The sequence below is a fragment of the Candidatus Gastranaerophilales bacterium genome (genome assembly GCA_028693235.1).
In the GTDB taxonomy this organism is placed as follows: Bacteria; Cyanobacteriota; Vampirovibrionia; order Gastranaerophilales; family Gastranaerophilaceae; genus JAQUVW01.
Genome location: JAQUVW010000005.1, coordinates 70,073 through 83,434 on the forward strand (window position 1 = coordinate 70,073; position 13,362 = coordinate 83,434).

General features: G+C 35.4%; 12 protein-coding genes. All 12 read left to right on the forward strand.

Translation table 11 applies throughout. The features are described from left to right. Positions 1–31 precede the first annotated feature (31 nt). Entirely contained in the window at positions 32–1,588 is a 1,557-nt protein-coding gene (gene flgK, locus PHV37_09335) for a flagellar hook-associated protein FlgK (protein MDD3238281.1), read from the forward strand. Positions 1,589–1,608: 20 nt separating this feature from the next. Further along, entirely contained in the window at positions 1,609–2,565 is a 957-nt protein-coding gene (flgL, locus tag PHV37_09340; GenBank protein ID MDD3238282.1) for a flagellar hook-associated protein FlgL, read from the forward strand. Positions 2,566–2,687: 122 nt separating this feature from the next. Next, positions 2,688–4,517 carry a DUF115 domain-containing protein gene (locus tag PHV37_09345; protein MDD3238283.1) on the forward strand — a complete coding sequence of 610 codons (1,830 nt, stop codon included), beginning with the start codon at positions 2,688–2,690 and terminating at the stop codon, positions 4,515–4,517. A 76-nt stretch (positions 4,518–4,593) separates the two neighbouring features. Further along, positions 4,594–5,424 (forward strand): flagellar type III secretion system pore protein FliP, encoded by an 831-nt coding sequence (fliP, locus tag PHV37_09350; protein MDD3238284.1) that lies wholly within the window; start codon positions 4,594–4,596, stop codon positions 5,422–5,424. Positions 5,425–5,432: 8 nt separating this feature from the next. Further along, entirely contained in the window at positions 5,433–5,702 is a 270-nt protein-coding gene (fliQ, locus tag PHV37_09355) for a flagellar biosynthesis protein FliQ (protein ID MDD3238285.1), read from the forward strand. Between the two features lie 16 nt (positions 5,703–5,718). Then, positions 5,719–6,498 (forward strand): flagellar biosynthetic protein FliR, encoded by a 780-nt coding sequence (gene fliR / locus PHV37_09360; GenBank protein ID MDD3238286.1) that lies wholly within the window; start codon positions 5,719–5,721, stop codon positions 6,496–6,498. A 6-nt stretch (positions 6,499–6,504) separates the two neighbouring features. Further along, a complete protein-coding gene (gene flhB / locus PHV37_09365; GenBank protein MDD3238287.1) occupies positions 6,505–7,578 on the forward strand; it encodes a flagellar biosynthesis protein FlhB in 1,074 nt (357 codons plus the stop codon). Between the two features lie 6 nt (positions 7,579–7,584). Beyond that, complete coding sequence (gene flhA, locus PHV37_09370; GenBank protein ID MDD3238288.1) at positions 7,585–9,696, forward strand: flagellar biosynthesis protein FlhA; 2,112 nt, start codon at positions 7,585–7,587, stop codon at positions 9,694–9,696. Between the two features lie 9 nt (positions 9,697–9,705). Then, on the forward strand, positions 9,706–10,299 hold the full coding sequence (locus PHV37_09375) for a PilZ domain-containing protein (protein MDD3238289.1): 594 nt from the start codon (positions 9,706–9,708) through the stop codon (positions 10,297–10,299). Positions 10,300–10,341: 42 nt separating this feature from the next. Then, on the forward strand, positions 10,342–10,551 hold the full coding sequence (locus PHV37_09380; protein ID MDD3238290.1) for a hypothetical protein: 210 nt from the start codon (positions 10,342–10,344) through the stop codon (positions 10,549–10,551). Further along, positions 10,538–12,220 (forward strand): ATP-binding protein, encoded by a 1,683-nt coding sequence (locus PHV37_09385; protein ID MDD3238291.1) that lies wholly within the window; start codon positions 10,538–10,540, stop codon positions 12,218–12,220. Before PHV37_09380 ends, PHV37_09385 begins: the two co-directional genes overlap by 14 nt. Further along, entirely contained in the window at positions 12,220–13,248 is a 1,029-nt protein-coding gene (locus PHV37_09390) for a response regulator (protein ID MDD3238292.1), read from the forward strand. The genes PHV37_09385 and PHV37_09390 overlap by 1 nt, the downstream gene beginning before the upstream one ends. Positions 13,249–13,362 lie beyond the last annotated feature (114 nt).

Below are 13,362 nucleotides of genomic sequence, written 5' to 3' on the forward strand. Positions count from 1 at the left end.
TCCCGCTTAGAAAAGAAAAAGGATTTTCGAAATGTCACTATACAATACGTTTAATATCTCGCAACAAGCGTTGCTTATGAATCAATCGGCTTTGAATGTTGTCAGTAATAACATTGCTAACATGAATACTCAAGGTTATTCAAAGCAAAGAGTTGATCAGGTGAACACCGGCTATACGACTATCCGTGGTCTGAATAATAATTACCAAATAGGCGGAGGTGCTCAAATAGGCTCTATTCAAAGATATCGTGATTCTTATTTGGATTCGTCTTATCGTCAACAATCTTCGAATTTGAGTTATTATTCTTCTTTGTACCAAAATGCTTCGGCTATTGAAAATTCTTTAAACGAGCTTGCCGGCAGCGGACTTTCTGATGCTATTTCTCAATTTTTTACAGCAGTTGGTACATTGAACTCTACTCCTGCAGATTCTACTGCGAGAGTCAATTTTATCAAAAAAGCAGAGGTCGTTTGTACTCAGTTTAATCAAATAGCCCAAACCTTAACAGATGGAAGAACAAGTGCTGTCGGTAATACTTCTGACCCGCAAAGTATTTATAACAGCAAGCTTTATATGAATATAAGCGAATTGAACACAAAAATGGAACAATTGGCTGAAATTAATGACAATATTGTTCAGTCTTCTGTCGGGAATACAGTGCCAAATGCTCTTTTGGACCAAAGGGATAAATTGTTAGATGAAATCTCTCAACTTGCTCCAATAACTGTAACTGAAAATGATAACAACTCTGTTAGTATTGATATAAACGGGCTAAGTCTTGTCAAGGGTAATAAAGCAAATAAACTTGATGTAACAATGGGTGATGATACAAACCCGACAACTATTCAACTAAAAGACGAAGACGGTAATATTATCAATACAAATGTGAATGATAAATTCACAAAAGGCAGCATTGCTTCGTTTTTAGAAATCGGCGGTGATGAGGCTGGTGTGCTTTCTTATCAAAGTATGTTAGACCAAATAGATATCCTAGCTAACGAGTTTGCAGGAGCTATAAATGGTATTCAACAATTTGATGATGGTGCCGGCAAAAAAGCTATGGCAATAGGCTATGATGCAGACGGAAACCAAATTTTGAGTGATTATGCAGGTGCTGGTGGGCTTCCTCCTATTTTTGATTCTAAAACTGCAGGTGCACCGATTAGTGCCTTAAACATGAAAGTCAGCGACGGTATAGAAGCTGACCACTGGAAAGTAGCTACTGCAAGAGTCGACACAACGTCTGCAGATTATGACCCAAAAGCTGTCGGTAACAGTGAAAATATTAAGCTTATGGGACAAGTCAGAAACAATTCTATTGCGGGCTTGAACAATATGAATCCCGAAACATTTTTAACAACTTCTGTTACAAATATGGGTTCGCAAATAGAAACTATTAAATTTAACTATAAGTCAGCAAATTCTTTATATCTTTCTTCTAACGAAGAAAGGCAAAGCTGCATCGGTGTAAGTTTGGACGAAGAACTTGTTGATTTGGTTAAATATCAAAGAGCTTACGAAGCTTCAGCAAGAGTGTTCTCCGTTGCGTCAAGCATAATGGAACAACTTGTAAATTTAGGAAGATAATAAAAACGAGGTAATACAGGATGTATGTTAGAACAACTACGCTAGGGACAAGCGACAGATTAGTTTCTCAAATGATGGCTAATCAATCAGCCTTGTTGAACACACAAATACAACTTTCATCTCAAAAAAGAATTAACAGACCGTCTGATGATTGTGTAGATGCTGCTCAAATCTTATCTTTGGGGCGTCAACAAGATAAAATATCAACTTATAAAGACAATATTAATACCGCAAGAGAACAGATTAATATGTTGGATAGTTCTTTGGCTCAAGTTATTAATGTTGCACAAAGAGCAAATGAACTTGCTGTTCAAGGTTCAAACGGTGTTTATTCAAAAGACCAATTGGGTGCGATAAAAACTGAAATCGACCAGATTACGGCGTCTGTAATGGACTTTGCAAACACTCAATATAACGGTCAATATATCTTTGCGGGCAACAATGTGTCTTCACCTGCTTATACGAAAGGTGCAGATGGCTCTATTGTTTACCAAGGCTCATCAGGTTCTCAAGATTCCGGCAGAACTATGGAAATTATGGAAGGCACCTATTTAGCGTTGAATGTAAACGGTTCTGATGTGTTTGGCAGTTTTACACCCTCTGATACTACAGTTGATCCGGCAATCCCTTCTCAAGGTTCGGGTTTATTTAAGGCTTTAGGTGATTTGAGCGAATCTTTAGCGTTAGATCCTCCTGATTCTCAAAAAATCAGTGAGAGTATCGGTACTATTAAAGACGGATTGAATACAATAAATAACGTTAGAACCGAATACGGCTCTTATGCTTCTACCAGACTTAATATGACGGAGTCTTATTTGACGGATTTGTCATTGTCTGTTACAGAACAACGTTCGAATTTAGAAGATTTGGATATGATTCAAGCAATTACTGATTATAGTAATGAAAATTATGCTTATCAGGCATCTTTGTCTTCTGTTTCTAAAACAATGCAAATTTCACTCTTAAATTATATTTAAACAAATTTGCAAGAATAAAAGTTAAACTTACCATTTTGTAGAGGCTCTATGCCTCTTTTTATTTGTTTGTTTTTTAAAAATAAAAAGTAGATTAAATCTCCGTTGTGGTTTATAATCAGATAATGCTTCAAAAGAATTTAAGTGCATTAAAAAAATATTCACCCAAAATTGCTGATAAAATTGAGCAAATTTCAATAGAAGATGCGGCAAAAAATATCAGTGTTCATCAAGCAAAATCAGGTGATTTAGTGATTGCTAAAGATGGTATTGCTTTGGAAAGTTTGGAAAATCCGATTGAAAACTCTAAAAATGTTTGGGATTCAATCGTAAAAGCACCTTTGACTAAAAATGATTTTGTCATTATTTATGGGCTTGGACTCGGGTATTTGTTGAAAAGAACATATATAAGTTGTCCTTCAAGAATTGTCGTTTATGAGCCGTTTGTTGAGGTTTTAAGATTTGTTTTAGAGTATGTGGATTTTTCTGCTGTATTGTCTTCGGGGCGAGTTTTTTTCGCTGAAGATGCTAATTCGGTAAATGATTTTGTAAATGATAGATTTTTGACTTCTGATAGAGTTGAGGTTGTCTATCCTGAGGCTTATGCGGCAAGATTTTCGCAAGAAGTTATAGATTTCAGCACCAAGATTTTTGAAACTTGCACGTCAAAAATTTCTGATGTGAATACAATCAAACGTCTTAGCGGTAAATGGGTCGGTAATTTTATTCAAAATATAAAAAAACTTGACGGAGCTGTTCCTTTATCTTGTTTCAGAGATAAATATCAAGGCAAAACTGCCGTTATTCTAGGTGCAGGACCTTCTTTGAGAACAAATTTTGAGTATATAAAAAAAAATAAAGACAAATTTGTGATTTTTGCTGTAAATAAAGTTTGTGATTTTTTGGCAGAACAAAATTTTATACCTGATTTTATGGTTGTTGCTGATGCTGAATTTGTAGAGTTTTCTATGCGGCATTATACAAATTTAACCGAGAAGGTTAATTTGATTGCTTCTCCAAAAGTCGATAGTGCAACTTACAATTTGAAATATGCTTCTAAAATATTATTTTTGCTGGAGAATGATTCAATTAGCGTGGATTTGAAAAAACATTTTGATGCGATTTCTTTATCGGCAACAGCCGGTACAGGCGTTGCTCAGTGCTATTTTGCTGCAACTGAAATGGGATTTAAAAATCTTATTTTCGCAGGTGTTGATTTGGCTTTCAAAGACGGCGAAATATATGCCGGTAGAAAAGTGGACTTGGAAACAGAATCAGGGAATTTGAATTTTAAACAAGACCATCCCGATAAGGTTTATTTGAGTACAAAAGGTCTTAGGGAAATTATTGCTCACAACGGGCAAAAGGTTTTGACCCGTGACGATTATCTTGTTTTTATCAATCAATTATCTTCTATTTTTCAACAAGATAAAATACACAATCTTTATAATGTAACAAACTTTGGAGCAAATATTTCAGGCATGAAATATTTGGATTTCGAAAGTGTTTTAAGCGAATTAAATCTTAAAGATGATGACGGTACTATTGATGTCGAGTTTGTTGTCAATCAAAATCAGTTTTTATCTAAAGAAATAGTTCAGTATTGGCGAGAACTTTCAGAAAATGAAAAGATAAATATTACAAATCAAAGGGACATCTTGGCTGATTGGGTATCTAAGCGGTTTACACTTGTGAATGATATTTCAAAAAGTGAAAATTTTGAACAACAGCTATGCTTACAAATTAAAAATGAAGAATTGATTATTGTAAAAAAACTTATGTCGGATTTGTTTTTGCAAGAGGCTTTGCAAGGCTATATTTGCTCGTTTTCGGATTTGAATGCTCCAAAATATGACGGAGATTTGAATGCACTAAAAAATGCTCGAATAAAGGGTATGATTTTGTTTGAACAAATGTTGAACATGATGAATATTCTATTAGAAAAATTTTTATAAAACAGAGTCTTGGTAAAAGGCTAAAAACTATCTTAATATGATTAAGAACGGTAAAGAATTCGGAAAAAACTGATGTATGGCGTATGATATTATTGAGTATTTATGTCTATTGACATACGTCGTAATTGAGGAGGAAATAATTCCGATGAATTTTATAAAAAAGTATGCAAAAATACTGTGTACTTTGCTGGTTAGTTTTTTAACGCCGCTTGCCGCTTCTGCTGCAGTGACTTTCCCGACGGTTACTGTCGGTATGACAAATGCAAATACACCGCAAGAATTTACTCAAGGAGTGCAAATTCTTGTCTTAATGACAGTCTTGACGCTTGCTCCAAGTATATTGATTATGACGACGGCATTTATCAGGATTATAATTGTGCTTGCTTTGACCAGACAAGCGATTGGTACGGCTTCGTTACCACCGAATCAGGTCTTGGCGGGATTGGCAATTATTTTAACTTTCTTTGTTATGGCTCCTACGATTAATCAAATTAACACCAATGCAGTTCAACCGTATTTGAATAATCAGATTACCCAGCAGGTTGCGATAGAAAAAGCAGTTATGCCCCTGCGTGAGTTTATGATTAAGCACACGGAAGAAAAGGAAATCGCATTGTTCTGCAATATGGCAAAGCTGGAACGTCCCAAAAATTGGAATGATGTTCCTACTTATATTATATTGCCGTCATTTGTTTTGAGCGAATTGAAAGTAGCTTTTACAATTGGGTTTGTTATCTTCCTTCCGTTTTTGGTCATTGATATGATAGTTTCGAGTATTTTGGTATCTATGGGTATGTTGTTCTTGCCTCCTACGGTCGTTGCAACACCGTTTAAGCTCATTTTATTCGTCATGATAGATGGTTGGTACCTTATTACGAAATCGCTTCTTGAAAGCTTTGTGGTATAGGAGGAAAGATGGATCAAGCTCAGCTATTGACTCTAATACAGAGTGTTTTGGTATTGATTATGATTTTGTCAGCCCCCGTGCTTATTGTTAGTGTTGTGGTTGGTCTGATAATAAGTATCTTTCAGTCTGTAACTCAAATACAAGAATCAACTTTGACATTTGTGCCGAAAATTATCGCAGGTATTTTGACTTTGATTGTGTCATTGCCGTGGATGATGAATGTGTTTATTGACCATGTGAATGACTGGTTTGACAAAATTCAAGTATTTATTAGATAGGATAAAAACAGAGAGAATGGAGTTAATAGAGCTATTATCGGTTAAAAATATAGTCGGCTTTCTCCTCGTATTGACAAGGTTGAGCGGGATGATTTTTTCTGCTCCGTTATTCTCAACTTATCCTATTCCTACACAGGTAAAAATTTGGCTGGTGGCGTTGGTAGCTTTTATTATGTACCCGATGGTATCGGTTCATAGCGGGTTTTCTGTTCCAAACTCTATGCCAGAGATGATTTTGTATATGGCTAAAGAATTTGGAGTCGGTTTTTTAATTGGGTATCTTGCAAATTTTATTTTTGCGGGGATTCAAATGGGCGGTCAACTTTTGTCAATCCAGCTTGGTTTGTCGATGAGTAACGTTTTGGACCCTGTTTCTCAGTCGCAATCTCCTGTTTTGGGTGAGTTTTATATATTGATGACAGCTATGATTTTTTTGGGGCTAAATGCTTATCAGTGGCTCTTTGCTGCTGTGTATCAAAGTTTTGTAAAAATCCCTCCGGGGCTTGATTTTCTTTATACGCCTGTGTTGGTCGAGCAGGTTATAAGGATGGGTGCTCAGATGTTTGAAATCGCTATGGGAGTTGTACTTCCTATATTTTGCGTGCTGTTTATTTTAGAGGTTCTGATTGGTGTTTTGGCTAAAATGATTCCTCAAATGAATATATTTATGGTTGCCATTCCTTTAAAGATATTTTTAGGGTTATTTTTGATGATAATATTTTTAGACCCGATGGCGACTTATGTCAATAATTTGATTACAACCCAAATGGTTACAATAGTTAAAATGTTTATGTGAGGATAGATGAGCTCAGAAAGAACCGAAGCTGCTACTCCTCGAAAACGGAACGAGGAACGAAAAAAAGGAAATATCTCAAAAAGTCAGGATTTGAGTTCTGCTTTAACTCTTTCTGTTGCCTTGGGGCTTTTGGTTGCAATGTCGGGGATGATAATGTCCGATTTGCAGGCACTTTTGTATGATACGTTTACTCATTTGAATCCAAAAACTATTGAAAGCAAGAATATCCTTGCTTTGATGGAGCCTTATGCCATTGCAACTGCAAAAATTGTTCTGCCTTTTTTAGTTACATTAATGATATTTGCGGCTATTGTTATAAGGTTGCAAGTGGGGGCGTTGTTTGCTCCTGAGAAAATTAAGCCTGATATTAAAAAATTCAGTCCTTCTCAAATAGTTAGCTCATTAAAAAAAATGCTTAATCCTTTTGAAGTTAGAAATATGGTGGAACTTTCAAAAAATCTTCTCAAAGTTGCTATTGTAGGCGGGGTTGGATATTCTGTCTTTAATTCAAGGAAGGACGAACTCTTTGGGCTTGTTGGGTCTGATGTGACGGTAGCTTTTCCTGTAATGGGAAGCATTTTGGTAAATATGCTTATTAACATGTGTGTCGTTATGTTGATTATGGGGCTTATTGATAGAAAATACCAAGACTATGAGTATGAAAAATCAATCAAAATGACAAAACAAGAGGTCAAAGACGAGTTTAAAAATATGGAAGGTGACCCAAAAATTAAACAAAAAATCAAAGCCGCTCAAATGCAGATGATGAAACAAAAAATGATGGCAAATATTCCGCAGGCAGATGTTGTTGTTACAAATCCTACTCATTATGCTGTTGCTATTAAATATGATAGGGTCAACTCTGTTGCACCTATGGTTGTTGCGAAAGGTGTTGATTATATGGCGTTTAAAATCCGTGAAATCGCTCAAAATAATCATGTTCCTATTGTGGAAAATAAGCCTTTAGCTCGTTCGCTTTACAAATTGGTTCCCGTAGATGGTATGATTCCGGCGGATTTATATGTAGCAGTAGCCGAAGTTCTTGCTTATGTATATAATAAGAATAAGGGGAAGAATTAGCACAAGATGAATTTTAATAGTATAGCAAACATTTTTAAGAATAATGACATAGTCCTTGCGGTGGGCTTGGTTGTCATTGTTTGTATGATGGTTTTGCCTTTGCCTGCACCGTTGTTAGATTTCTTGTTGACTATAAATATTTCTTTGTCCGTAATTATAATGTTGGTTTGCTTGTTTACAAAAGAGCCTTTGGAATATTCTACTTTCCCTGTAATATTGCTTATTTCAACAATATTCAGATTGGGCTTGAATGTCAGTTCGACAAGATTAATTTTACTAAATGGCGAAGCCGGTCAGGTAATCAGTGCATTTGGTGAGTTTGTCGTCGGCGGTAACTATGTCGTCGGTTTCATAATTTTCGCTATTCTGGTCATTATCAACTTTATGGTAATCACAGGTGGTGCCGGCAGAGTTGCAGAAGTATCTGCAAGGTTTACATTGGACAGTATGCCCGGTAAACAATTGAGTATTGACGCCGATTTGAACTCAGGTTTAATAAACGAAGAACAGGCAAAATACAGACGTAAAAAACTTGAAAGAGAAGCAGATTTCTACGGTACTATGGATGGTGCTTCTAAGTTTGTAAAAGGTGATGCGACAGCAGGTATAATTATTACCGTTATCAATATTGTGGCGGGTTTAATTATAGGTGTTTGGCAACTTAAAATGGATATTATGCAAGCTTTAAGTACCTATACGATATTGACAGTCGGTGATGGTTTGGTTTCTCAAATCCCTGCACTTTTGATATCTTTTGCAACAGGTTTGATTATATCAAGAGCCGCCGGGCAAGATACTTCTTTGGGTGATGATATCAAGAAAGAAATGTTTTCTAATCCGGTTGTTTTATCGGTTGTATCTGTTTTGCTTTTATTCTTGGGGTTAGTCCCAGGTATGCCTACAGTTCCTTTTGGATTCGTATCTTTGATTGTCGGATATCTTGCTTTCATAAAAAACAAGGCAAAAAAAGAACAAGCTCTTTTAGATAAACAAAAACAAGAAGATGATGAAAAAGCTGCTAAGCTTGAAAAAGTAGCTAAGAAGCGGAAAAAAGCTACTCGTGAAAGCGTAATGGAGCTTTTGGCAATAGAAGCTATTGAAATTGAAATCGGTTACAGGTTGGTTCCATTGTTAGATGCAGAGCAGGGTGGTGATTTGCTAGAGCGTATTGCACAGATAAGACGTCAAACCGCACTTGATTTGGGGATAGTTTTACCTTCTATCAGGGTTAGAGATAATTTACAGCTTCCTCCGAATAATTATCAAATAAAATTAAAAGGGGTTCCGATTGAAACGGGTGAAATATACGTGGACAGATGTCTTGCGATGAATTCTATGGGAACAGAAGATGCTAATATTAAAGGCATAAGTTCTATAGAACCGGCATTTGGACTACCTGCAACTTGGGTTGAAGAAAAAGATAAAGAAATGGTCGAAGCTCAGGGCTACACTGTCGTGAGCCCTTCTGCGGTTGTATCGACTCATATCACGGAAGTTATTAAAAAGAATGCGGCTGAAATCTTGTCAAGAGCTGATGTTCAGCAACTTATCGATAATTTGAAAAAAGAAGTTTCAGAAGATTATGTCAATGATTTGATGAAAGAGATTTCTGCTGCAGAAGTCCAACAAATTTTGCAAAATCTTTTGAGGGAAAGACTTTCAGTGAGAGATTTGAAGACGATTTTGGAAACGGCAAGTCTTCAATCTAAAATAAGCAAAAATCCTGATTTCTTAACTGAGCAAGTAAGGCAAGCTTTAGCAAGAAGTATTTGCAAGCAAAACCTTGCAGATACCGGTGAACTTTTAGTTATAACCTTGGCTCCTGATGTTGAAACAACAATTGCTCAAGGCGTCAGTCCTGACGGGCAAAGTCTGATGTTAGACCCCGGGTTTACAAAAAGTTTGCTTGATAATTTGAATTATGAGCTTGAAAAATCTATTTCAAATTATGGAAATCAACCTGTCATATTGTGTTCTTCTCCAATAAGATTGCCATTCAGGCGACTTGTCGAAAGAACATATCCACAAATTTCTGTTATGTCGTATAATGAAGTAAGTAATAATATAAAAGCAAAATCGGTCGGGGTGGTTCAGGTTCCGACAGGTGCAAAATTGTAGGAGAAATAAATGAAAAGTTATATAGCACAAGATGCGGTTTTTAAAATTATTCCGAAAAATCCGGAAGCAGCGACAAAATGCTCCGTGTTGTCGACAGGTGACGGGTACTTTAAAGTTAAACTTTTTACTGATGAAAAGTTGACGGTGAATGAACCTGTTGAGCTTTTTGCTATTACTCCTCAAGGACTTTTGTATTTTGAAACTTTTACAAAAGAGGTTTCAGGTTCTGTTATAGATTTGATTTATCCAATTGCTCACAAGTTTTTGCAAAGACGTGAATATACAAGAATTAACTTCTCTAAAAATATATTAATCCAAGAAAAAGATACCGAGAATACAATACAATGTTCAGTTTTAGATATAAGTGCCGGTGGTATGAAACTTTCTACCCAAACTCAACTTTCTTTGTCAAAAGATTACAAGGCAAAATTTGATTTGGATAAAAATGTTGCTTTAGACTGCTATTTTGAACCAATCAGGATTGAACAGGATAATATTGGCGGATATACTGTATCGGGACGATTTAAGATTTTAAAAAACATTGATAGAATATCATTGGTACAGTTCTGTTTTAGAAAACAGATGGAAAATCAAAATATGTAACGATAAAGTGCCTATGAGTACTTTTTAAAAGGAAATTGGTAAATGTATTCTAAACTTTCAAGCGGATTGGCAGCATTGTTTGTAAGCCTTGTTATTTATGTCCTTGGTGCTATTATGCTTGTAAACAGTTTTTCTTTAGACGGTGAAGCTGTTTATTCTACTTTGATAAGGTTGATATTGCCGTCTTTTGCATTAGGTTTTCTAGGATTTCGTATAGGTAAGATATTGGATTGTTCAAGTGTTAAAAAATAGATTGTTTTTGAGAATTAAACGTATATGGGGGGAATTTTCCGCCTTTGCTAAATCAGGTGAAAGACGACTTAGTTTTGAATTTGCATTTCTGACCAGTTTGGTTATCGTGTTGATTATTTTGTGTATGGGCTGGTATATCAACGCAGCAATGAACGCTCTTAATGAAAAGGCTAAATTGCAAAATGAAATATTGAATGTTTCAATTTCCGCAACCGTTTTCAATATGATTGAAAAAGATGTGGCGGCGAATGATTATTCTCGTATTACACCTAAAATTCAACACATGCTCTCAAATAAGATTTTGGCGTACTTAGTGGTTTATAACAATAAGACTAAGAAAGTTTTATATTCTTCAATGCCGAAAGATTCTATGAAAATAAACAACGGGATATTGATGCCGATGTTTAATGCTGACCCCTTGATGAAAGAAACAAAATATTTAAAAGGTGGTCGTGGTGATTGCACGATATATGCAGGATTTTATAACGATTCGTTGTTTAAGCCTTATTTCGATTTGTTGATAAATCAGTTATCTTGGCTTATGGTTGCTGCAATTTTGATGGGGCTTTTGCTTGCATATTTCTTATCAAGAAAAATTATCAGCCCTTTAAATTCTTTAATTCAGGCAACAAGTGAGTTTGAGCAAGGTGACTTATCTAATCGTGTTGACAAAACTCCGTATGTTGAAATAAATGAGTTGGTTTTGTCATACAACCTTATGGCAGACGCTTTGCAACGTTTATACAGTTCATTGGAACACAAAGTTCAAGAACGTACAAAACAACTTGAAGGAGCGTATTCAGAGCTTCAAAGCACTCAAGCTATGATGGTTCACTCTGAGAAGATGAAATCTTTAGGTGAGCTTGTTGCGGGGATTATGCACGAGATTAATAACCCTATTAACTTTATATATGGGAATTTGAGCCATTTGACTAACTATTCTAAGGATTTGATTGAAATAATTGATGCTTATTCTGATAAAGAAAGTGAAATGACGCCTGAAAGTGCAAAAGCCATTGATGACTTAAAACAACAAATTGATTACGAATTTTTGAAATCTGATTTGCCTGATTTGATTAGAAGTTGTAAAGAAGGCACAGAAAGAACAAGAAATATTATATTGGATTTGAAGAATTTCTCCAGAATGGAAGAACTTGCACTTTCTGATATTGATTTAACAAAAGAAATTGATACGACTCTCAACATCTTATATAACAAATTTAAACATAAAATTACCGTACACAAAGAATACGAAGACAACTTGCCCAAAGTGGAAGCCTATGGCGGTCAACTAAATCAAGTCTTTATGAATATTCTTGATAATGCTGCTTATGCCATTGATGACAAAGATAAAGGCGATGTATGGATAAGGCTAAAGGCTATTGACAAAGATGTTATAATTGAAATTGAAGATAATGGTAAAGGTATGTCGCCTGATACTATGCACAAAATGTTTGACCCGTTCTTCACTACAAAGCCTGTAGGTAAAGGTACAGGGCTTGGAATGTCAATCAGTTATAAAGTTATTAAAAACCATAAAGGTAACATTGACGTTTCATCTGAGGTCGGAAAGGGTACTAAGTTTATTATAACCCTCCCGATTGATCAACCTAAAGATTCAGTGGACGAAAACAGTGGTAATGAAAGTGAATTTGAGATAATCGAATAATGGACATGTATAAGATTTTAATTGTTGATGATGAACCTGATAACTTGGCTCTGTTGTACAGAACCTTGCGTGGTAAGTACGAAATTACAAAAACGACTTCACCTCTAGAGGCTCTTGAAATTTTGAAACAAAAACATATTGATTTGGTTTTGTCTGACCATAAAATGCCTGAAATGGATGGGGTTGAGTTCTTAAAAAGAGTTTATGACAGCTATCCTAATACTATGCGTCTTTTGGTTACTGCTTATACAGACGCAAGTATTTTGATTGACGCAATTAACTATGCAAAAATATACAGATATATCAAAAAACCGTATAGCCCGGATGAACTTTTACTCACAGTTGCAAACTCTTTGGAGTATTTACAATTAAAACTCGATAACGAAAGCTTGATTAACGATTTAAAAGATTTATTTTCAGGTACTATCAAAGCTATTATTGAAGCCCTTGACGCCAAAGACTCTTTTACCTTGGGAAGAAGCAGGCGTGTTACTTTTTATACAATGAAAATTGTAAGTGTTATGGAGGATATCTCTGAGGATATGTCGTCCAAAATTGAATTGGCAGGCTTACTCCATGATATAGGTATGATTGGTGTTTCAGATGAAATTTTGTATAAAGTCGAAGCTTTATCACAAGATGAGTATGAAGAAATTAAAAAACACGTTAAACATGGAGTTCGGATTTTAGAGGACATTAAACAATTAAAAGGCGTAGTTGAAATCATCAAATATCACCATGAGCATTATGATGGTCATGGCTATCCATTTAAATTGAGTGGTAATGACATTCCACTAGGTGCGAGAATTATCGCAGTTGCAGATGCTTTTGATGGTATGCTTTCAAATAGAGCCTATCGAGAGCCGTTAGATTCATACGCTGCTTTAGACATAATTAAGCAAAAAACAGGCACTCAATTCGACCCAAAAGTCGTTGATGCTCTAGAAAGAGTTTTGCCTTCTGCGATAGAAGAAATTAATCAGTTTGAAATTACAAGCTATAAAGACGAGCCCCAAGCTAATAATTAATCGATTATATAATCAATTATAATTGCACGATTATTCGCCATTTATGTTTGGGCTTTAGTTTTTATGCTAAAATAAACCTATAAAATTGTGCGAATAAAGGAATTATAATTATGA

What these genes read in the sequence shown, in the direction of transcription:
- PHV37_09390 (MDD3238292.1), top strand. Translation starts at nt 12,220, where the DNA reads ATGGACATGTATAAGATTTTAATTGTTGATGATGAACCTGATAACTTG.
- PHV37_09380 (MDD3238290.1), top strand. Translation starts at nt 10,342, where the DNA reads ATGTATTCTAAACTTTCAAGCGGATTGGCAGCATTGTTTGTAAGCCTT.
- fliR (MDD3238286.1), top strand. Translation starts at nt 5,719, where the DNA reads ATGGAGTTAATAGAGCTATTATCGGTTAAAAATATAGTCGGCTTTCTC.
- flgK (MDD3238281.1), top strand. Translation starts at nt 32, where the DNA reads ATGTCACTATACAATACGTTTAATATCTCGCAACAAGCGTTGCTTATG.
- flhB (MDD3238287.1), top strand. Translation starts at nt 6,505, where the DNA reads ATGAGCTCAGAAAGAACCGAAGCTGCTACTCCTCGAAAACGGAACGAG.
- fliP (MDD3238284.1), top strand. Translation starts at nt 4,594, where the DNA reads ATGGCGTATGATATTATTGAGTATTTATGTCTATTGACATACGTCGTA.
- PHV37_09345 (MDD3238283.1), top strand. Translation starts at nt 2,688, where the DNA reads ATGCTTCAAAAGAATTTAAGTGCATTAAAAAAATATTCACCCAAAATT.
- fliQ (MDD3238285.1), top strand. Translation starts at nt 5,433, where the DNA reads ATGGATCAAGCTCAGCTATTGACTCTAATACAGAGTGTTTTGGTATTG.
- flgL (MDD3238282.1), top strand. Translation starts at nt 1,609, where the DNA reads ATGTATGTTAGAACAACTACGCTAGGGACAAGCGACAGATTAGTTTCT.
- PHV37_09375 (MDD3238289.1), top strand. Translation starts at nt 9,706, where the DNA reads ATGAAAAGTTATATAGCACAAGATGCGGTTTTTAAAATTATTCCGAAA.
- flhA (MDD3238288.1), top strand. Translation starts at nt 7,585, where the DNA reads ATGAATTTTAATAGTATAGCAAACATTTTTAAGAATAATGACATAGTC.